18 protein-coding genes are annotated in these 19098 nt (G+C 60.5%); 8 read left to right on the top strand and 10 right to left on the bottom strand.

Features of this window, described 5'->3' with window-relative positions; all coding sequences use genetic code 11:
• Positions 1 to 126 precede the first annotated feature (126 nt).
• The 4 genes from GUY40_RS16360 to GUY40_RS16345 form a co-directional block, all read right to left on the bottom strand.
• On the bottom strand, positions 127 to 981 hold the full coding sequence (locus GUY40_RS16360; protein ID WP_166569946.1) for a shikimate dehydrogenase: 855 nt from the start codon (positions 979 to 981) through the stop codon (positions 127 to 129).
• Between the two features lie 2 nt (positions 982 to 983).
• Positions 984 to 1433: a type II 3-dehydroquinate dehydratase gene (gene aroQ, locus GUY40_RS16355; protein WP_166569945.1), complete on the bottom strand. Its 450-nt coding sequence runs from the start codon at positions 1431 to 1433 to the stop codon at positions 984 to 986.
• Between the two features lie 159 nt (positions 1434 to 1592).
• Positions 1593 to 2678 carry a tRNA (uridine(54)-C5)-methyltransferase TrmA gene (gene trmA, locus GUY40_RS16350; RefSeq protein ID WP_166569944.1) on the bottom strand — a complete coding sequence of 362 codons (1086 nt, stop codon included), beginning with the start codon at positions 2676 to 2678 and terminating at the stop codon, positions 1593 to 1595.
• Positions 2675 to 3970 (bottom strand): NCS2 family permease, encoded by a 1296-nt coding sequence (locus tag GUY40_RS16345; RefSeq protein WP_166569943.1) that lies wholly within the window; start codon positions 3968 to 3970, stop codon positions 2675 to 2677. The genes trmA and GUY40_RS16345 overlap by 4 nt, the downstream gene beginning before the upstream one ends.
• Positions 3971 to 4180: 210 nt before the next feature.
• Between GUY40_RS16345 and GUY40_RS16340 the strand changes: the two genes are divergently transcribed.
• Positions 4181 to 4732, top strand: a complete 552-nt coding sequence (locus GUY40_RS16340; protein WP_166569942.1) for a DJ-1 family glyoxalase III — start codon at positions 4181 to 4183, stop codon at positions 4730 to 4732.
• Positions 4733 to 4937: 205 nt separating this feature from the next.
• Here GUY40_RS16340 and GUY40_RS16335 read toward each other — a convergent pair whose 3' ends face one another.
• Positions 4938 to 6161 (bottom strand): MFS transporter, encoded by a 1224-nt coding sequence (locus GUY40_RS16335; protein ID WP_166569941.1) that lies wholly within the window; start codon positions 6159 to 6161, stop codon positions 4938 to 4940.
• Positions 6162 to 6525: 364 nt separating this feature from the next.
• Between GUY40_RS16335 and GUY40_RS16330 the strand changes: the two genes are divergently transcribed.
• The 3 genes from GUY40_RS16330 to GUY40_RS16320 are packed head-to-tail and all read left to right on the top strand — an operon-like array spanning position 6526 to position 9153.
• Entirely contained in the window at positions 6526 to 7965 is a 1440-nt protein-coding gene (locus tag GUY40_RS16330) for a cytochrome ubiquinol oxidase subunit I (protein WP_166569940.1), read from the top strand.
• A 3-nt stretch (positions 7966 to 7968) separates the two neighbouring features.
• Positions 7969 to 8976 (top strand): cytochrome d ubiquinol oxidase subunit II, encoded by a 1008-nt coding sequence (cydB, locus tag GUY40_RS16325; protein ID WP_166569939.1) that lies wholly within the window; start codon positions 7969 to 7971, stop codon positions 8974 to 8976.
• Between the two features lie 15 nt (positions 8977 to 8991).
• Positions 8992 to 9153 carry a DUF2474 domain-containing protein gene (locus GUY40_RS16320; RefSeq protein ID WP_166569938.1) on the top strand — a complete coding sequence of 54 codons (162 nt, stop codon included), beginning with the start codon at positions 8992 to 8994 and terminating at the stop codon, positions 9151 to 9153.
• A 72-nt stretch (positions 9154 to 9225) separates the two neighbouring features.
• Here the strand turns inward: GUY40_RS16320 and GUY40_RS16315 are convergent, their stop codons facing one another.
• Both GUY40_RS16315 and GUY40_RS16310 read right to left on the bottom strand, forming a co-directional pair.
• Entirely contained in the window at positions 9226 to 10350 is a 1125-nt protein-coding gene (locus GUY40_RS16315; protein ID WP_166569937.1) for a methyltransferase, read from the bottom strand.
• A 98-nt stretch (positions 10351 to 10448) separates the two neighbouring features.
• On the bottom strand, positions 10449 to 11159 hold the full coding sequence (locus GUY40_RS16310; protein WP_178117846.1) for an autoinducer binding domain-containing protein: 711 nt from the start codon (positions 11157 to 11159) through the stop codon (positions 10449 to 10451).
• Between the two features lie 331 nt (positions 11160 to 11490).
• Here GUY40_RS16310 and GUY40_RS16305 point away from each other — a divergent pair, with 331 nt between their 5' ends.
• A complete protein-coding gene (locus GUY40_RS16305) occupies positions 11491 to 12267 on the top strand; it encodes a ferredoxin--NADP reductase (RefSeq protein WP_166569936.1) in 777 nt (258 codons plus the stop codon).
• A 54-nt stretch (positions 12268 to 12321) separates the two neighbouring features.
• On the opposite strand, the gene mscL is transcribed toward GUY40_RS16305, so the two are convergent.
• Positions 12322 to 12735 (bottom strand): large-conductance mechanosensitive channel protein MscL, encoded by a 414-nt coding sequence (gene mscL / locus GUY40_RS16300; protein WP_166569935.1) that lies wholly within the window; start codon positions 12733 to 12735, stop codon positions 12322 to 12324.
• Between the two features lie 190 nt (positions 12736 to 12925).
• Between mscL and radA the strand changes: the two genes are divergently transcribed.
• Positions 12926 to 14293: a DNA repair protein RadA gene (gene radA, locus GUY40_RS16295; RefSeq protein WP_166569934.1), complete on the top strand. Its 1368-nt coding sequence runs from the start codon at positions 12926 to 12928 to the stop codon at positions 14291 to 14293.
• A gap of 107 nt (positions 14294 to 14400) precedes the next feature.
• On the opposite strand, the gene GUY40_RS16290 is transcribed toward radA, so the two are convergent.
• The gene (locus tag GUY40_RS16290; RefSeq protein WP_166569933.1) at positions 14401 to 15936 is read right to left on the bottom strand and encodes a nucleobase:cation symporter-2 family protein; all 1536 of its coding nucleotides are present in this window, start codon (positions 15934 to 15936) and stop codon (positions 14401 to 14403) included.
• A 277-nt stretch (positions 15937 to 16213) separates the two neighbouring features.
• Positions 16214 to 16582 carry a PilZ domain-containing protein gene (locus GUY40_RS16285; RefSeq protein WP_166569932.1) on the bottom strand — a complete coding sequence of 123 codons (369 nt, stop codon included), beginning with the start codon at positions 16580 to 16582 and terminating at the stop codon, positions 16214 to 16216.
• A 191-nt stretch (positions 16583 to 16773) separates the two neighbouring features.
• Between GUY40_RS16285 and GUY40_RS16280 the strand changes: the two genes are divergently transcribed.
• On the top strand, positions 16774 to 18840 hold the full coding sequence (locus GUY40_RS16280) for a carbon starvation CstA family protein (protein ID WP_166569931.1): 2067 nt from the start codon (positions 16774 to 16776) through the stop codon (positions 18838 to 18840).
• A 17-nt stretch (positions 18841 to 18857) separates the two neighbouring features.
• A complete protein-coding gene (locus tag GUY40_RS16275; RefSeq protein WP_166569930.1) occupies positions 18858 to 19058 on the top strand; it encodes a YbdD/YjiX family protein in 201 nt (66 codons plus the stop codon).
• Positions 19059 to 19098 lie beyond the last annotated feature (40 nt).

Raw genomic sequence — 19098 nt, 5'->3', positions numbered from 1 at the left:
GAAAAGAGTGTTTTCCCAGATCGATGGCGGCGATAGCTGCTTCGTTCATGGCAATAATCTCCGATGAGCCCCCTGTGGAAGCTTAGTGGGCTAGCACAGGGGGCGGCGGGGGTAGCCATTTCATTATCAGCCATTCATGCTGTTGAAGTGCTCCACCATGCGCTCGGCATCCGCCTCACGTCCGCTGAACAACTCAAACGCTTTCACCGCCTGGAACACCGCCATGGTGCCGCCGTCAAGCGTGCGGCAACCCAAGGCCCGGGCTTCGCGCAGCAGTTCGGTTTCCAGCGGGAAGTAGACGATCTCGGCAACCCACATTTGCGCCCGCAGCAGTTCCCTGGGCACCGGCATGCCCGGCAGTTTGGCCATGCCCATCGGCGTGGTATTGACCAGCCCGTCGGCGGCAGCCAGGGCGCTGCCCAGGTCATTGCCGACGCGCGCACGGCCGCCGTCGAAATGCTGGTTGAGGTTGTCCGCCAGCGCCTGGGCGCGGCTCGAGTCCACATCGAAGATGCTCAGCTGGCCGACGCCTTCGCTCAACAGCGCATGGGCCACCGCGGCACCGGCACCGCCAGCGCCCATCTGCACCACGCGCTCGCGAGCGACATCGCCCAGCCCGCGCCGAAAGCCCTCGGCAAAGCCCAGGCAGTCGGTGTTGTGGCCAACGCGTTTGCCGTCCTTGAGCACCACGGTGTTCACCGCGCCGATCCCGCGGGCCTCATCAGACAACTCGTCCAACAGCGGCAGGATGACTTGCTTGCAAGGGAAGGTGATGTTCAGGCCCGTGAAGCTCATGCGCTCGGCGGCGGTCAGCAGCTCTTCCAGCGCGCTGCTGTCGAGCTGGAGTTGATCCAGATCGATCAGCCGATACAGGTAACCCAGGCCCTGGGCCGCCCCTTCATGTTCATGCAGGGCCGGAGTGCGCGACGCTTGGATGCCGGCGCCGATCAAGCCGGCAAGTACACTGTTTTTGCTCGCCATGCTCATTGCTCCTGGCCTTTGTGAAGGTGGGCGACATGCTGCAGAGCCAGAGCGTAGCCGTGGGTGCCGAAGCCTGCCATGACCGCCACGGCAATGCCGGAGACATAGCTGTGATGGCGGAACTCTTCGCGCTTGTGGACATTGGAGATGTGCACTTCGAACACCGGCACTTCACTGGCCACCAAGGCATCGCGAATGGCGACAGAGGTGTGTGTCCAGGCGCCGGGATTGATCACGATCGCGGTGCAGCGGCCGCGGGCCTGGTGAATCCAGTCGATCATCTCGCCTTCGTGGTTGGTCTGGCGAAATTCGATGTCCAGGCCCAGCGCTTCGCCGGTGCGGCTGCACAACGCCGAGACGTCTGCGAGGGTTTCATGACCGTAGTTGGCGGGCTCGCGGGTGCCGAGCATATTCAGGTTGGGACCGTTGAGTACCAAAGCAGTACGACTCATCGGGAAAGACTCCGGTGTTGTTCTTGGGGAAGAAGGAGTGAGTTCCGATAAATTGTACTAACTGGTTAATTCGGTCAATCGCGTGAGCGATGCAAACGTATTTACTGTTCGATCAGCGAACAAGATTGGAGGGGCGGTCGGCCCCTCCAGGCGGGAGGGTCAGCGACGAACCAGCAACACACCACTTTCCATATGGTGCGTATAGGGGAACTGATCAAACAGCGCGCAGCGCTCTACCCGGTGGGTGTCGTGCAGTTGCGCGATGTTGGCCGCCAGGGTTTCCGGGTTGCAGGAGATGTACAGGATGTTGTCGAAACGGCGGGTCAGCTCGCAGGTGTCCGGGTCCATGCCGGCGCGCGGTGGGTCGACGAAAACGCTGCCGAACTCGTAGGCTTTCAGGTCAACGCCTTCCAGGCGACGGAAGGGTCGAACCTCATTGAGCGCTTCGGTCAGCTCTTCGGCGGACAGGCGCACCAAGGTGACGTTGTCGACGTCATTGTCGGCCAGGTTGTGCAGGGCGGCGTTGACCGAAGTCTTGCTGATCTCCGTGGCCAGCACCTTGCGCACGCGGGTGGCCAGGGGCAGGGTGAAGTTGCCGTTGCCGCAATACAGCTCCAGCAAGTCATCCTGGCGATCGCCCAAGGCGTCATAAGCCCAACTCAGCATCTTCTGATTCACCTCGCCGTTGGGCTGGGTGAAGGCGCCTTCGGGCTGGCGATAACGGAAGCTGCGCCCGGCAACGGTCAGCTCTTCCACGGCATAGTCGCGGCCGATGACCACGCGCTTGCCCTTGGAGCGGCCGATAATGCTGACGTTCAAGTCGGCGGCCAACTGCTCGGCCGCCACCTGCCAGTGCTCGTCCAGCGGGCGGTGATAGCAGAGGGTGATCATTGCGTCACCCGCCAGCGTGGTCAGGAACTCCACCTGGAACAGCTTGAAGCTCAGGGCTGAGCTGGCCTGCCAGGCCGCCTTGAGCCGGGGCATCAGTTCATTGATGCGCCGGCTTGCGATGGGGAAGTCTTCGATCAGGATCGGCGTGTGTTTTTCACCTGGGGCGAACATCGCATAGAAGCGCTGCTCGTTTTCGCGCCACAGGCGAAATTCGGCGCGCAGGCGGTAATGCTCGCGCGGCGAATCGAACACTGCAGGCTGCGGCGCATCGAACGGCGCCAGCAGTTCGCGCAGGCGTTCAACCTTGGCGTCGAGCTGACGGGTGTAGTCGGAAGGGTCGAGGACAGCACTCATGCGTTAAACCAGCCCAGCTTGATAACGAACAGAATCGACAGGATCACCAGTGCCGAGTTCAAGTCGCGGCCGCGACCGGAAATCAGCTTGATCGCTGTCCAGGAAATAAAGCCGAAGGCGATGCCGTTGGCGATCGAATAGGTCAGTGGCATGGCCAGGGCCGTTACCACGACCGGAGCGGCTTCGGTGACGTCGTCCCAGTTTATTTCGGCCAGGCCCGAGGTCATCAGCACGGCGACGAACAGCAGTGCAGGCGCGGTGGCAAACGCCGGAACGCTGCTCGCCAGCGGAGCAAAAAACAGCGCCAGCAGGAACAGCACCGCCACCACAATGGCCGTCAGGCCAGTGCGGCCACCGGCACTCACGCCCGCGGCGGATTCGATGTAGCTGGTGGTGGTCGAGGTGCCCAGCAGCGAACCGGCCATGGCCGCGGTACTGTCGGCGATCAGGGCGCGGCCCATTTTCGGCATGTGACCGTCCTTGCGCATCAGCCCGGCGCGCTTGGCCACACCGATCAGGGTGCCGGAGTTGTCGAACAGGTCAACGAACAGGAAAGCGAAGATCACGCTGACCAGGCCGATATCCAGCGCTCCCTTGATGTCCAGTTGCAGGAAGGTCGGGGCCAGCGAAGGCGGCATCGACATCACGCCGCCGAACGGAGTGAAGCCCATCATGATTGAGATCGCGGTGACGCTGAGAATACCGATCAGCACGGCACCACGGATCTTCATGGCTTCCAGTGCAACGATCAGGAAAAAGCCCAGGGTGGCAAGGACCGGTGCCGGCTGCTTGAGGTCGCCCAGGCCCACCAGGGTCGCCGAATTATCCACGACAATGCCGGCGTTATTCAGGGCGATCAGCGCCAGGAACAGGCCGATACCGGCCGCAATGGCAGAGCGCAGGGGCAGCGGGATACTGTTGACGATCCATTCGCGGATACGAAAGATCGACAGCAGAAAGAACAGCACGGCCGAAATGAACACCGCGCCTAGCGCCACTTGCCAGGTGTGGCCCATGTTCAGTACCACGGTATAGGTAAAGAAGGCGTTCAGGCCCATGCCCGGCGCCAGCGCGATCGGGTAGTTGGCGATCAGGCCCATGACGGCCGAACCGATGGCCGCCGCCAGGCAGGTGGCGACGAAGATCGCGCCCTTGTCCATACCGGTCTCGCCGAGGATGCTCGGGTTGACGAACAGAATGTAGGCCATGGCCAGGAAGGTGGTGACGCCCGCCAGTATCTCGGTGCGCACATTGGTGTCGTGTGCCTTGAGTTGAAACAGCCTTTCCAGCATGCCTGCTCCCCGTGGCGCCAAGGGGCGCCGTGAATGTATTCGACCCACAAATCAAAGCACAGACTGTGCCGCAGGCCGTGGATTTTCCATGGGTCGGGAAAAAGCCGCGCATCATACCAGCATGGCTCGGGCCGGGGTATGAATCGTCCGATGGGCAGGTCTGTAAGGTGAATGGACTACGCTTGGTGAATAGCCAGCCGGAGTTTATCCATGACTGAACGAGCCTTGATTACGATTGCCAATGGTATCGACGATCTGCAAAGCGTGACGTTGATCGATGTGTTGCGCCGTGCCGGAATCGAGGTGGTGGTCGCCAGTGTCGAGTCGCGGCGAATGCTCACGGGCGTGCGCGGCACGCGCCTGACCGCCGATGCGATGGTGGTCGATGTACTGGCCCAGCCCTTCGACTTGATTGTGCTGCCGGGCGGGGAGCCGGGTTGTCTTCACCTTGCCGGTCATCAACCGTTGCGCCAGCGCGTGCAGGAGCAAGCAGCGGGCGGGCATTTCTATGCCGGGATCGCCGAAGCGCCGGCGCTGGCGCTCATGGCCTACGGCGTATTGAAGCAACGACGCATGACCTGTCATCCGGACTTCAGCCATGGGCTGTCCAGTTGCAACTTCATTGATCAGCCGGTGGTGGTGGATGGCAACTGCATTACCGCGCAAAACTCTGCCGCAGCCCTGGCGTTTGCCTTGAGTCTGGTGGAGCAGGTGTGTGGCAAGGGGGTGAGGGCGCAGACGGCGGCCCTTTTGGGGGCTTGAATTTCTCGGGTTTGAAGTGCGAGTCGCCTTTGATGTGGGAGCGGATTTATCCGCGAATAGTTTCACGCGGTTTGCCTGACACACCGTTTTGAAGCTATTCGCGGATAAATCCGCTCCCACAGAAAGAGACGCCTCAATAACAAGATTTGCCCTTGAACAAGAATCTCCCACCGGTTGAACGTGACCTACGTTTGCCGCAAAGGCATCATCGCCGAGTATGCATATGATCCCGTCCCGCCAAGCTCGGGAACAACTTTATCCACACCCCCGTCACCACCAGCGTGCCCACCCCGCCGAGCACCACCGCCGGCACGGTCCCGAACCAGTGCGCCGTTACCCCGGACTCAAACTCGCCCAGCTGGTTGGAAGCTCCGATAAACAAACCGTTCACCGCACTGACCCTGCCGCGCATTTCATCGGGCGTTTCCAGCTGCACAAAGGCGCCGCGGATGACCATGCTGATCATGTCGGCGGCGCCCAGTACTGCCAACACCGCCAGGGAAAACCAGAACGAGGTGGAAAGGCCAAAGGCAATGGTCGCCACGCCAAACACACCGACGGCGGTGAACATGATGCGCCCGACCTGGCGCTCCACTGGAAAGCGCGCCAGCCACAGCGACATCAACAACGCACCCACCGCGGGCGCCGAACGCAACAGGCCCAGGCCCCAGGGGCCGGTCAGCAGGATGTCCTTGGCGAACACCGGCAGCAGCGCCGTGGCGCCGCCCAGCAGTACGGCAAACAGGTCCAGCGAGATGGCGCCGAGAATGTCCGGGCGGCTGCGGATAAAGCGAATCCCGGCCAGCAGCGATTCCATGCTGGCGCGGCCTGTGTTCAGGGGCACCTGGCGTGAGGTCAGGTTCAGCATCAGGCAGCAGGCGATCAGGTATAGGACGACAGTCGGGCCGTACACCCAGACGCTGCCGAAGGCATACAAAAAGCCGCCCAGCGCTGGCGCAACGATGGTCGCTGATTGCATGGCCGATGCCGAGGCCGCTACCGCACGTGGAAACAGCTCGGCGGGGACGATGGCCGGCAGCAGCGCCTGGGTGGCGGGCATCTCGAACGAGCGGGCGGTACCGAGCAAAAAGGCCAGCACGAAAATCATCTCGCGGCTGACATTGTCGGTGCTGCTGCCCAGCACCAGCGCCAGGGCGATCAAGGCCTGGGCGCTTTGGCACAGGGCCGCCACCCGACGCCGGTCGTAGCGGTCGGCCACATGCCCGGTGTGCAGCATGAACAATACCCGCGGGGTGAACTCCACCAGCCCGACCAGTCCCAGGTCCAGCACGTTGCCGGTCAGCTGGTAGAGGTGCCAGCCGATGGCCACGGTGAGCATCTGAAAACCACTGGCGGTAAACACCCGCGCCAGCCAGAACGCCATGAACGGGCGATGATGACGCAACAACAAAGGGGAGGAGCTGGACATGGAAAACGGACGTCCCAGGCGCGGAAAAACGCCGAGATTACCACCAGTTTGTAACAGCAGGTTGCGTGAAACCGCGGTCCTGTGCGTTCAGCGCACCGAATCGAGAGCAGGTAAAGGGGGTGAGACAACCGGTCACGCGGCAATCAACCACGCAAGCCTTACGTCTGTTTAGGACTACTCTTTCAACGATCTCTTGATCCACATCAACACCTCCCGTGGGTGTCTGACGTGACGGCCTACAGGCCGGACTCCCTTGGATGTGACGTTGCAAAGAACCCTTTGCAACGGGCTGTACTCACATTCATGAGGACTGTTGGCGCAGGCCATCCAGCCTTTCGCCGGTACACTTGACAGAGGAAGCCATATGTTCGGTTTGGAGGCTATCGATCTCGCCCGAATCCAGTTTGCGTTCACCGTGTCCTTTCACATCCTGTTCCCGGCCATCACCATCGGTCTGGCAAGTTACCTGGCGGTGCTCGAAGGCCTGTGGCTGAGAACGCAACAAGACGTTTACCGTGACCTGTACCATTTCTGGTCGAAGATCTTCGCCGTCAACTTCGGTATGGGCGTGGTTTCGGGGCTGGTGATGGCCTATCAGTTCGGGACCAACTGGAGTCGCTTCTCCGACTTCGCCGGCGCCGTGACCGGGCCGTTGTTGACCTACGAAGTACTCACTGCGTTCTTCCTCGAAGCCGGCTTCCTGGGCGTCATGCTCTTCGGCTGGAACCGCGTTGGCCGTGGCCTGCACTTCTTCTCCACGGTCATGGTGGCGATCGGCACGCTGGTCTCGACCTTCTGGATCCTGGCCTCCAACAGCTGGATGCAAACGCCTCAAGGTTACGAAATCATCGATGGCCGGGTCATTCCGGTGGACTGGATCGCGGTGATCTTCAACCCGTCCTTCCCCTATCGCCTGATGCACATGGCGACCGCCGCCTTCGTGGCCACTGCCTTCTTTGTCGGCGCCTCGGCGGCCTGGCACCTGCTGCGTGGGCGCGACAACCCGGCGATTCGCAAAATGCTGTCGATGGCGATGTGGATGGCCCTGATCGTTGCCCCGGTGCAAGCCGTGATCGGCGACTTCCACGGCATCAACACCCTCAAGCACCAGCCGGTGAAGATCGCGGCGATCGAAGGCCACTGGGAGAACGTCGGCGACGAGCCGACCCCATTGATCCTGTTCGGCTGGCCGGACATGAAAGCAGAGAAAACCCGCTTCGCGGTTGAAATTCCCTATCTGGGCAGCCTCATCCTGACCCACAGCCTGGACAAGCAAGTCCCGGCGATGAAGGAGTTCGCGCCAGAAGATCGGCCCAACTCGACCATCGTATTCTGGTCGTTCCGGATCATGGTCGGCCTGGGAATGCTGATGATCCTGACCGGGCTCTGGAGCTTGTGGCTGCGCAAGCGCGGCACTCTGTTCGAGAACCGTGCGTTCCTCAAACTGGCCTTGTGGATGGGGCCTTCAGGCCTGATTGCGATCCTGGCCGGCTGGTTCACCACTGAAGTCGGCCGTCAGCCGTGGGTCGTGTACGGCCTGCAGCGCACGGTCGATGCGTCCTCCAATCACAGCATCGGGCAGATGAGCCTGACGCTGGCGCTGTTCGTGGTGGTGTACTTCTCGCTGTTCGGCGTGGGCCTTGGCTACATGATGCGCCTGGTGCGAAAAGGGCCGAAGACCGACGAGGGCAAGGAACACACGCCTGGTGGCCCAGGCAAGGCACGCACACCGGCACGTCCGCTTTCCGCCGCCGAAGAAGGCAGCGAAGACGGTTACAGCGATAGCCTGAGCAAGGGGAACTGAATCATGGGTATGGATCTTCCGCTGATCTGGGCTGTGATCATCATCTTCGGGATCATGATGTATGTGGTCATGGATGGCTTCGACCTGGGGATCGGCATTCTCTTTCCCTTTATCAAGGGCGATTCTGACCGCGACGTGATGATGAATACCGTCGCCCCCGTCTGGGACGGTAACGAAACCTGGCTGGTACTGGGCGGCGCGGCGCTGTTCGGGGCCTTTCCGCTGGCTTACGCGGTGGTGCTGTCGGCCCTCTACCTGCCGCTGATCTTCATGCTGATCGGGTTGATTTTCCGCGGCGTGGCCTTCGAGTTCCGCTTCAAGGCCAAAGACGACAAGCGCCACATCTGGGACAAGGCCTTTATTGGCGGTTCGCTGGTGGCGACGTTTTTCCAGGGCGTCGCGCTGGGTGCCTTCATTGATGGCCTGCCGGTGGTCAACCGCGCCTACGCTGGCGGCTCGCTGGATTGGCTGACGCCGTTCAGCGTGTTCTGCGGCCTGGCCCTGATCGTCGCCTACGCCTTGCTCGGCTGCACCTGGCTGATCATGAAAACCGAAGGCAAGCTGCAACGGCAGATGCACGACCTGGCCCGTCCACTGGCCTTCGTGCTGTTGGCCGTGACCGGTATCGTCAGCATCTGGACACCGCTGGCCCATGCGGAAATCGCCACGCGCTGGTTCAGCCTGCCGAACCTGTTCTGGTTCCTGCCGGTGCCGATCCTGGTGTTGGTGACTATGTACGGTTTGCTGCGGGCGGTGGCGCGCAATGCCAATTACACGCCGTTCCTGCTGACGCTGGTGCTGATTTTCCTCGGCTACAGCGGCCTGGGTATCAGCCTGTGGCCGAATATCGTGCCTCCGTCGATTTCAATCTGGGATGCCGCGGCGCCGCCACAAAGCCAGGGTTTCATGCTGGTCGGCACGCTGTTCATCATCCCGTTCATCCTCGGTTACACCTTCTGGAGCTACTACGTGTTCCGCGGCAAGGTGACCCACGAAGATGGCTACCACTAGTCCGGAGGCCCGTCGATGAGCGACAAGCAAACGCTTCCAACGCCCGAGCAGAAAAAACCGCTCTGGCAGCGTCTGGGCTGGCTGGTGTTGATCTGGTGCGGCAGTGTTGCCGCGCTGGGCATTGCCGCCTGGCTGATGCGACTGTTCATGGCGGCGGCCGGGATGAAGTCCCACTGAGCCGCCGCTCACTCTCCCATCCCACTGCGCTTGCAGTGGCTTTCCTACCCTCTTCGGAGGGTTTTTTTCCGGCTATTTGCGGGCTTTGAGCACCACGAACTTCGGCGTTGCTGCGACCTGTTCGACGCCGCGGAACAAGCGCGCCAGCTTGCTGTGATAACCCAGATGACGATTGCCGACGATATACAGCGCGCCCCCCACCACCAAGGCTTCGCGCGCCTGCTGGAACATCCGCCAGGCGAGGAAATCACCCACCACCTGCTGCTGGTGGAAGGGCGGGTTGCACAGCACCACGTCCAGCGACTGGGCGGGCAGGCCAGCCAGGCCATCGCCGGCCTGGGCGGTGACATCGCGCTCGCCCAGTGCCACCTGCCAGTTTTCCAGGGCCGATTGCACGGCCATGTACGACTCATCGACCAGCGTGTAGTGGGCCTGCGGGTTTTCCAGGGCGCTGACAATGGCCAGCACACCGTTGCCGCATCCCAGGTCTGCAACCCGCGCAGTACCGAGATTTTTCGGCAGGTGTGGCAGGAAGGCACGGGTGCCGATGTCCAGACCTTCACGGCAGAACACGTTGGCATGGTTCAGCAGCTCGATGGGCGGTTGCTCGAGGCGGTAGCGCGTGGGGTAGGGGGAGCGCACGGGGGCCTTGGGCTCATGGCTGGCGGTCAACAGGCGAGCTTTCTTCTGAGCCAGTGAAGCCTGCACCGGGCCGATGTACTTTTCCAGCAAGTCGCCTGCGGCGCGCGGCAAGTGCTTGACCATGGCGCCGGCAATGACTTGCGCGCCCGGTGCCAGGTGGCCCTGCAGACGGATCAGTTGCTCTTCAAGCAGGGCCAGGGTTTTCGGCACGCGGACCAATACACGGTCGAACTCACCTGTCCAGTTGCTGCTGGCCGGCAGCAGGGAGATCGCATCGAATGGCTGGCCATTGAGCACCAGGTTCTTCTGCAAGGCCAGGTTGGCCAGGTAGGAATCACCGCTGGTCACGATTTGGAAGTGGGCATTGAGGCTGATTGCAAGTGCCCCGAAACTGTCATTGAGGATCAGCACCCGCGTGCTGGCCGGCAGCGCCTGGGCATGCAGCGCAGCGAGCAGGTATTCATCGGCCGCGTCAAAGGCTTGCAGCGGTTCGTTCGCTTGCTCAGGTTGGCGGATCAGGTCGAGTTCGGCGAAGGGGCTGGTCAGCAAGGGCATGGGGCGGGGCTCTGGATATCGGCTTGAATGCAACAAGGCGCGATTCTACGTGCTTTTGGCCCCAGAGTGAGTCACAAGTGGTCGCGGACCCGGTTTATTCAAAACAGCCCGCCCAGTGCAGCGCGCACGGCGGCACTGGTCTTGTTGGCGGCGTTCATCTTGCTGATGGCGCCCTTGACGTGGAAGTTAACAGTGCGCTCGGACAAACGCAGGATGATGGCGATATCAGCGGCAGTTTTTCCCATCGCCGACCATTTCAGCACTTCGATCTCGCGCTCACTCAGGTGCGCGGTTTCTTCGGGGTTCAACGAAACATGGCTGCTCATCAAGGTATGCAGGATATTGCACAGCCAGACGGTATGCGGTGACTTTTCGTAGAACTCTTGGGGGCTGACTGGCGGTTCACTACGGGCAACGCTCAAGATGCTTTCGCAGCCGCGATAGTCGCGGGCCGATTGCGACCAGCCGAACTTCAAACCATGACTTTGCGCCTCTTGCCAGAAGGCCGGGGCTTCTTTGAAAGTCTCATCGCTCCAAAGGAGGGGCATCAATGAGGTGTGGCAGTGGATGACCACGGGATCAATCGTGATGTAATTTTTCGCGTAATAGGTATTCATCCACTCGGATGGGTAGTTGTTGAATATGACTACTTTTGGATGCATGGTCGCTACTTGCGTACGCATGCCGAAGGCCATGAACTCGAAGCCCAGTTGCTTTGCCATCGAAAGAGCGAAAGCAAAGGATGCTTCGGGATTTTTAGTGTCCATCAACTGCTTCAGTTGATCCTCCGTCCATAGTTCCACGAGCATGCCCTCCTGTGGCTCAGATATGGATCCATCTGCACGAAGTGCGAGTGTAGGATATCTCCTAGAGTGTGGGTAGGAAATTTTTCGTCATGCCAAAATGGCATTATCCAAATCGGATAGATTGTCTAACAATTCGCAAGAGCAACTTGCAGTGTCTATTTAGCAATTTGGTTAATAACGCAAGAACAGCACTTAATGAGTGCCTCTTGCAGCGTTTTATTTCAATCTTGTGTGTAGCACCAGACGGGGGCGTGTGCCGATACCACACAAACCACCGGTGTTTGTCGACCGCGCTTTGCGCCACACTGTCAGCATCGGTCCCATGGAGCACGTCATGACTGCCAGCGCGGAGAAGTTCACTCGTCAAACCTTGCTCGACGTACAGCCACTGACCCCCAGTCTGTTTACGTTGCGTACCACCCGCGACCCGGGCTTTCGTTTCCGTGCCGGCCAATTCGCCAGGCTTGGGGTGACCAAGGCCGATGGCAGCGTGGTCTGGCGGGCCTATTCGATGGTGTCCTCACCGTTTGATGAGTACCTGGACTTTTTCTCCATCGTGGTGCCGGGCGGTGAGTTCACCAGTGAATTGAGTCGCTTGCGAGAAGGCGACAGCCTGTTGATTGACCGTCAGGCCTTTGGTTACCTGACCCTGGATCGCTTTGGGGACGGCCGCGATCTATGGCTGCTGGCGACCGGAACCGGCATCGCGCCGTTTCTGTCGATCCTGCAGGATTTCGAGGTGTGGGAGCGTTTCGAGCAGATCAAACTGGTCTATTCGGTACGCGAAGCGCGGGAGTTGGCGTATCAGCCGCTGATTGCCGGCCTGACCGATCGCGATTACCTCGCCGAGCATGCCGGCAAGCTCCAATTTATACCGACGGTGACACGCGAGCAGCATCCGGGCGTGCTGAACGGGCGGATCACTGATTTGATTGAAAAGGGCATTTTAGAGCGTGCGGCGGGCCTTGAACTGACGCCGGAACATTCACGTTTGATGCTCTGCGGTAATCCGCAAATGATTGATGACACCCGGCGCCTGTTAAAGCAACGGGAATTGCACTTGAGTTTGTCGCGACGGCCTGGGCAGGTCGCCGTCGAGAACTATTGGTAAGTCTGAAAGAATGACGGCGCTTGCGCGCCGTGTTCTATTAATGACTGGCTGGTTCTAAGGTCGATTATTCTGGGTTTTCAGCAAGTCGCGTATTTCACTCAACAGTTCTTCTTCCTTACTTGGCACGGGCGGCAATGTTGGCGCGACCGCCTCTTCGCGTTTGAGTCGATTGATAACCTTAATGCCCATGAAAATTGCGAATGCCACAATCAGAAAATCGATGACGGTTTGAATGAACTTGCCATAGGCAAGCATCACTGCCGGTGCATCGCCTTCGGCCGCTTTTAGCGTAACCGCCAGATCGCTGAAATCGACTCCTCCAACCAGCAGACCTATCGGTGGCATGACCATATCGCCGACAAAAGATGAAACGATCTTGCCGAAGGCCGCGCCGATAATAATACCGACGGCCATATCGACCACGTTGCCTTTGACTGCGAAGGCCTTGAACTCACTGATTACGCCCATGGTTAATTCCCTGTTACAGGTGGAGGTTGGTCAAGCCAGTGTAATTCAGCTATGCGATTAGTGCTTGACGCCTGCTGCAACTGATCGGCGTCATGCCGAATCGTTTTGTTCGATTTTCCTCAAGACCATCATTGCCCATGGCGTGGCTGGGCTCAGCTATCATGGCGGCTTTTGCAGGCAGGAATTCGAAATGGCCAAGGCCAAGCGCATGTACGGCTGCACCGAATGCGGCGCGACCTTCCCCAAATGGGCCGGCCAATGCGGCGAGTGCGGTGCCTGGAACACCTTGGTCGAAACCGTGATCGAAAGCGGTGCCGCCGCGCCCCCAAGCGGGCGTACCGGCTGGGCCGGGCAGCAGGCCCAGATCAAGACGCTGGCCGAAGTCAGCGTTGAAGAGATCCCGCGCTTCACCACCGCCAGTGCCGAGCTGGACCGGGTGCTCGGTGGCGGCCTGGTCGACGGTTCGGTGGTGTTGATCGGCGGCGACCCGGGTATCGGCAAATCGACCATCCTGCTGCAAACCCTGTGCAATATCGCCACGCGCATGCCAGCGCTGTATGTGACCGGCGAGGAGTCGCAGCAGCAGGTTGCCATGCGCGCCCGTCGCCTGGGGCTGCCCCAGGATCAATTGCGGGTCATGACCGAGACCTGCATCGAAACCATCATCGCCACGGCCAAGGTCGAAAAGCCCAAGGTCATGGTGATCGACTCTATCCAGACCATTTTCACTGAACAGCTGCAGTCGGCGCCGGGCGGTGTCTCCCAGGTGCGCGAGAGCGCGGCGTTGCTGGTGCGCTACGCCAAGCAGAGCGGCACGGCGATCTTTCTGGTTGGCCACGTGACCAAGGAAGGCGCCCTGGCCGGACCGCGGGTACTCGAACACATGGTGGATACCGTGTTGTATTTCGAGGGGGAATCCGATGGCCGTCTGCGCCTGTTGCGGGCGGTGAAGAACCGCTTTGGTGCAATCAACGAGCTGGGCGTGTTCGGCATGACCGATCGCGGCTTGAAAGAAGTCTCCAACCCCTCGGCGATCTTTCTGACTCGTGCTCAGGAGGAAGTCCCGGGCAGTGTGGTGATGGCGACCTGGGAAGGCACCCGGCCGATGCTGGTCGAGGTCCAGGCTCTGGTCGATGACAGCCATCTGTCCAACCCACGCCGCGTGACCTTGGGGCTGGATCAGAACCGTCTGGCGATGCTGCTGGCGGTGCTGCACCGCCACGGGGGGATTCCGACCCACGACCAGGACGTGTTCCTTAACGTGGTGGGCGGGGTGAAGGTGCTGGAAACCGCCTCGGACCTCGCCTTGATGGCGGCGGTCATGTCCAGCCTGCGCAACCGGCCGTTGGCCCATGGCTTGCTGGTGTTTGGCGAGGTGGGGCTGTCGGGTGAGGTGCGCCCCGTGCCGAGTGGGCAGGAACGCTTGAAAGAGGCAGCCAAGCACGGCTTCAAACGGGCCATCGTGCCTAAGGGCAACGCCCCGAAGGAAGCACCACCGGGGTTGACGGTGGTGGCGGTGACTCGCCTGGAACAGGCGCTGGATGCGTTGTTCGAGTAGCCCCTCAAAAGCTTCGCGGGCAAGCCCTGCTCCCACATTCCGCATTGAAAATTTGCGGATGTGGGAGCAGGGCTTGCCCGCGAATGGGGTCTACAGTGATGTTCTGATCAGCCTCCAGTCACCGGCACCGACTCAACCTTTCGCTTGGCCTGCGCGGGTGCATGGTCGTGATCCCCGCCCAGTACCGGCACCTCCTGGCCATCGGCGTTGTACAGCTTGCCGTCCTGGAAGTAGTCGCCATCACGCAGTGCGGCGATGTCCAGCACATTCAAGGTCCGTTCGGAAGCCGCGACGAATACCGATTGCTGGTCGGAGTTGCCGGCCTTGAAGTGGTTGAACGCCAGGTTCAGCAGAATCGCCATGATCGCCGCCGAGCTGATGCCCGAGTGGAAGATGGTGCCGAACCAGCCCGGGAAGTGGTCGTAGAAATTCGGGGCGGCAATCGGGATCATACCGAAGCCCAGCGACGCGGCCACGATAATCAGGTTCATGTTGTTGCGGTAGTCGACCTTGGACAGGGTGCGGATACCGCTCGCCGCCACGGTGCCGAACAGCACGATACCGGCACCGCCGAGCACTGAGGTGGGGACCGCTGCGATCACCCGGCCCATCACTGGCAGCAAGCCCAGCACCACCAGGATCAAGCCGCCGGTGGCGACCACATAACGGCTTTTCACCCCGGTCACCGCGACCAGGCCGACGTTCTGGGCGAAGGCGCTCTGGGTGAAGGAGCCGAAAACGGGCGCCAGGATGCTCGACAGCATGTCGGCACGCAGGCCATTGCCCAGGCGCTTGGAGTCGACCTTGGTGTCGATGATCTCACCGACCGCCAGGATGTCGGCACTGGTTTCCACCAGCGTCACCATGATCACGATGCACATCGACAGAATCGCGGCGATGTGGAAGGTCGGCAGGCCGAAGTGGAAGGGCGAAGGCATCGCCAGCATCGGGCCGTTGCCGACGTTGGAGAAGTTCGCCATGCCCAGCGACCAGGCAATCAGGGTGCCGATCGCCATGGCCAGCAGAATCGACAGGCGCGAGATCGCCGCGCTGCCCAGTTTGCTCAGTACCAGCACAATCACGAAGGTCAGGGCGGCCAGGCCAATGTTGGCCATGCTGCCAAAATCCTCGGCGCGGCTATTGCCGCCCATCACCCAGCGTGCCGCGACGGGCATCAGGGTCAGGCCGATGGTGGTAATGACGATACCGGTGACCAGTGGCGGAAAGAACTTGGTGATCCGCGAGAACACTGGCGTGATTGCCAGCCCTATCAGTGAGGCAATCATCACCGCCCCCAGCACCGAGGGCAGCCCTCCACCGTCGGCTGTAGTGAGAATCGCCGACATGGTCGCCACACCGGCAAACGAGACGCCCTGTACCAGCGGTAACTGACAACCGAAGAACGGAATACCCAGGGTTTGCAACAAGGTCGCCAGGCCACCGGCGAACAGCGAAGCGGCAATCAACAGACCGATATCAGCTGGAGCAAGGCCTGCGGCCTGCCCGAGAATCAGGGGTACGGCGACAATCCCTCCGTACATCGTCAAGACGTGCTGCAGCCCATACGCCAGGTTGGCGCCGAGGCCCAGGTTTTCGTCTTCGGGACGTTGTACTGAAGACGTGCTAGGGGCGGACGTATTCATGGAGACGGCATCTCGTTTTATTGTTGTCGGCCTACTGTAGACAACAACCGTTACAGATTGCCAGACAAACTGTATACAGTTTTACATTTTAGATCCTGATCGATCGGTCAGCTCTTTTGGCACGATTTTTCACGTCGCTGAGCCGAGCTTGCGGGTAATACGGTATACAAGAATACCCGTTGATTTACGGGGTTATGCGGGCATTCGCAGCGGCTTTCGGCCACTGCGCGACAGAAGGGCAGGAGAGCGGGGCAGGTCGATAGCTGGCTAAAAGATTCTAAAGTTCGATGAATTGGCGCAGTTCGCGCAGGAGCTCTTTTTCATCACCCAGGTTCAGTTCGATCAACCGCCGCAAATGTTCACTCGAATGGAGGTCGAGATAGCGGCAGGTGAACCCCAGCTGATCATTCGTCTCATGGTTGAATTCGCCCTTCATGTGCACGTGCACCTCGGGGCTGAGCTGAATATCGATATCGAACACTTGATGAACGGTGGCGGACCAATCCTCAGGGCATTTGGCCAGCAACCCCTTGAGTGACACATCCGCCAATGTGGTGCGCCAGCGATGCCCCTCGCGAACCAGTTCGACAGGGGCATCGAAAGGGATGCGTTTGAAACGGCGGCGCTCCAGTTGGGGCTCGGTCATGGCGGCCTCCTGATCGATGATTTGACTATAGTCTCGAGGGGGCAGGCTGTCGCTTGTCAAGAAGGGTGTATTGGTCGGATAACTAGACTTTGGTCGTAGGTGAAGGCTCTAGATCAAAGGGCGCTATTTCTCTCTACACTCGCTAGACTTCAACCGTTGTTCTTTCGTATCCACTTAGCTGGAATCAAATCATGAAAAATAATAATAGCCCGCTACGCCATTTGCCCTGGCTGGTGCTGGCGGTTTTAGGAGCGTGCGCGTTGGGTGTGGTAGCCCTGCGTCGAGGCGAAGCCATTAACGCCTTGTGGATCGTGGTAGCGGCGGTTGCCATCTACCTGGTCGCGTACCGTTATTACAGTCTGTTCATCGCCACGCGCGTGATGCAACTGGACCCTCGGCGGGCCACCCCGGCGGTTCTCAACAACGACGGTCTGGACTATGTGCCGACCAACAAACACATTCTTTTCGGTCACCACTTTGCCGCCATCGCCGGTGCGGGCCCATTGGTCGGGCCGGTTCTGGCCGCGCAAATGGGCTATCTGCCGGGCACGCTGTGGCTGATCGCCGGCGTGGTGCTGGCCGGTGCCGTGCAGGACTTCATGGTGCTGTTCCTGTCCACACGCCGCAACGGCCGTTCGCTGGGTGACATGGTCCGTGAGGAAATGGGCCGGATTCCGGGCACCATCGCCCTGTTCGGCTGCTTCCTGATCATGATCATCATCCTCGCGGTGCTGGCGTTGATCGTGGTCAAGGCCCTGGCGGAGAGCCCGTGGGGGATCTTCACGGTCATGGCGACTATCCCGATCGCGATGTTCATGGGCGTCTACATGCGCTACATCCGCCCGGGCCGCATCGGCGAAATCTCGATTGTCGGGGTGCTGCTGTTGCTCGGCTCGATCTGGCTGGGGGGCCAGATTGCAGCGGATCCGGTCTGGGCCAAGGCCTTTACCTTCACCGGTATCCAGATTACCTGGATGCTGGTCGGTTATGGCTTTGTGGCGGCGGTGCTGCCAGTCTGGCTGGTGCTGGCGCCGCGTGACTATCTGTCGACCTTCCTGAAAATCGGCACCATCGTGGCCCTGGCGATTGGCATCCTGGTCACCATGCCCGATCTGAAAATGCCGGCCCTGACCCAGTTTACCGACGGCACTGGCCCGGTCTGGAAGGGCGGCCTGTTCCCGTTCCTGTTTATCACCATCGCCTGTGGTGCGGTGTCCGGCTTCCACGCGCTGATCTCTTCCGGGACCACACCCAAGCTTCTGGATAACGAAACCAACGCCCGTTACATCGGTTACGGCGGCATGCTGATGGAATCGTTCGTGGCGATCATGGCCATGGTTGCAGCCTCGGTGATCGAGCCTGGCGTGTACTTTGCGATGAACAGCCCGGCTGCCATCGTCGGTACTGATGTCGTCGCGGTCGCCCAGACGGTCAGCAGTTGGGGCTTTGCCATTACGCCCGAGGCCCTGGAGGCGGTCGCCAAGGATATCGGTGAAACCACCATCCTGGCCCGTGCCGGCGGTGCGCCGACCCTGGCGGTGGGGATCGCGCAGATCCTGCACGCTGTGTTGCCGGGTGAGAACACCATGGCGTTCTGGTACCACTTCGCGATTCTGTTCGAGGCGCTGTTTATCCTCACTGCAGTGGACGCCGGTACCCGTGCCGGACGTTTCATGCTGCAAGACTTGCTTGGCTCGTTCGTGCCAGCACTTAAACGCACCGAATCCTGGACTGCCAACCTGATCGCCACCGCAGGCTGCGTGGCCCTGTGGGGCTATCTGCTGTATCAAGGCGTGATCGATCCGCTGGGTGGTATCAACACCCTGTGGCCGCTGTTCGGCATCTCCAACCAGATGCTGGCCGGTATCGCACTGATGCTCGCCACGGTTGTGCTGATCAAAATGAAGCGTCAGCGCTATATTTGGGTCACCCTGCTGCCGGCGACCTGGCTGCTGATCTGCACCACCACCGCGGGCTTCATCAAGCTGTTCGACCCGAACCCGGCGGTCGGCTTCCTGGCCCTGGCGAAAAAATACAGCGTAGCGTTGGATGCAGGGCAGGTTCTGGCCCCGGCCAAGGACATTACGCAGATGCAGCACGTGATCTTCAACGCTTACACCAACGCAACGCTGACCGTGTTGTTCCTGTTCGTGGTGTTCAGCATCCTGTTCTATGCCCTGAAGGTCGGTATTGCGTCCTGGGGTAAAAAGGAACGTACCGACAAGGAGACGCCATTCCAGGCGATTCCAGATGCATAAACCAGAGGATTGCAAGCATGTTCAATGACCTGAGTCGGCTCGGCAAATACCTCGGTCAGGCCGCGCGCCTGATGGTGGGGATGCCCGATTACGACAACTACGTCGAGCATATGCAAACCAAGCATCCGGACAAGCCGCTGATGACCTACGAGGAGTTCTTCCGCGAGCGTCAGGAGGCGCGCTACGGCGGCGGCAAGGGTTCCCCGCGCTGCTGCTGAGTCCGTCGTAACCCCACGCGCCACGCTTTGTCGTGGCGCG

It is taken from the genome of Pseudomonas sp. R5(2019) (assembly GCF_009905435.1).
Classification (GTDB): domain Bacteria; phylum Pseudomonadota; class Gammaproteobacteria; order Pseudomonadales; family Pseudomonadaceae; genus Aquipseudomonas.
The sequence above is the reverse complement of the archived record's forward strand: the minus strand, read 5'-3'. Positions and strand labels throughout refer to the sequence as shown.

Excerpts from the sequence above, each read along its gene's own strand:
- GUY40_RS16330 (WP_166569940.1), top strand. The coding sequence starts at position 6,526 with ATGTTCGGTTTGGAGGCTATCGATCTCGCCCGAATCCAGTTTGCGTTC.
- GUY40_RS16305 (WP_166569936.1), top strand. The coding sequence starts at position 11,491 with ATGACTGCCAGCGCGGAGAAGTTCACTCGTCAAACCTTGCTCGACGTA.
- GUY40_RS16310 (WP_178117846.1), bottom strand. The coding sequence starts at position 11,159 with ATGCTCGTGGAACTATGGACGGAGGATCAACTGAAGCAGTTGATGGAC.
- GUY40_RS16340 (WP_166569942.1), top strand. The coding sequence starts at position 4,181 with ATGACTGAACGAGCCTTGATTACGATTGCCAATGGTATCGACGATCTG.
- trmA (WP_166569944.1), bottom strand. The coding sequence starts at position 2,678 with ATGAGTGCTGTCCTCGACCCTTCCGACTACACCCGTCAGCTCGACGCC.
- GUY40_RS16290 (WP_166569933.1), bottom strand. The coding sequence starts at position 15,936 with ATGAATACGTCCGCCCCTAGCACGTCTTCAGTACAACGTCCCGAAGAC.
- radA (WP_166569934.1), top strand. The coding sequence starts at position 12,926 with ATGGCCAAGGCCAAGCGCATGTACGGCTGCACCGAATGCGGCGCGACC.
- cydB (WP_166569939.1), top strand. The coding sequence starts at position 7,969 with ATGGGTATGGATCTTCCGCTGATCTGGGCTGTGATCATCATCTTCGGG.
- GUY40_RS16345 (WP_166569943.1), bottom strand. The coding sequence starts at position 3,970 with ATGCTGGAAAGGCTGTTTCAACTCAAGGCACACGACACCAATGTGCGC.
- GUY40_RS16280 (WP_166569931.1), top strand. The coding sequence starts at position 16,774 with ATGAAAAATAATAATAGCCCGCTACGCCATTTGCCCTGGCTGGTGCTG.
- GUY40_RS16315 (WP_166569937.1), bottom strand. The coding sequence starts at position 10,350 with ATGCCCTTGCTGACCAGCCCCTTCGCCGAACTCGACCTGATCCGCCAA.
- GUY40_RS16320 (WP_166569938.1), top strand. The coding sequence starts at position 8,992 with ATGAGCGACAAGCAAACGCTTCCAACGCCCGAGCAGAAAAAACCGCTC.
- GUY40_RS16275 (WP_166569930.1), top strand. The coding sequence starts at position 18,858 with ATGTTCAATGACCTGAGTCGGCTCGGCAAATACCTCGGTCAGGCCGCG.
- GUY40_RS16335 (WP_166569941.1), bottom strand. The coding sequence starts at position 6,161 with ATGTCCAGCTCCTCCCCTTTGTTGTTGCGTCATCATCGCCCGTTCATG.
- GUY40_RS16285 (WP_166569932.1), bottom strand. The coding sequence starts at position 16,582 with ATGACCGAGCCCCAACTGGAGCGCCGCCGTTTCAAACGCATCCCTTTC.
- mscL (WP_166569935.1), bottom strand. The coding sequence starts at position 12,735 with ATGGGCGTAATCAGTGAGTTCAAGGCCTTCGCAGTCAAAGGCAACGTG.
- GUY40_RS16360 (WP_166569946.1), bottom strand. The coding sequence starts at position 981 with ATGGCGAGCAAAAACAGTGTACTTGCCGGCTTGATCGGCGCCGGCATC.
- aroQ (WP_166569945.1), bottom strand. The coding sequence starts at position 1,433 with ATGAGTCGTACTGCTTTGGTACTCAACGGTCCCAACCTGAATATGCTC.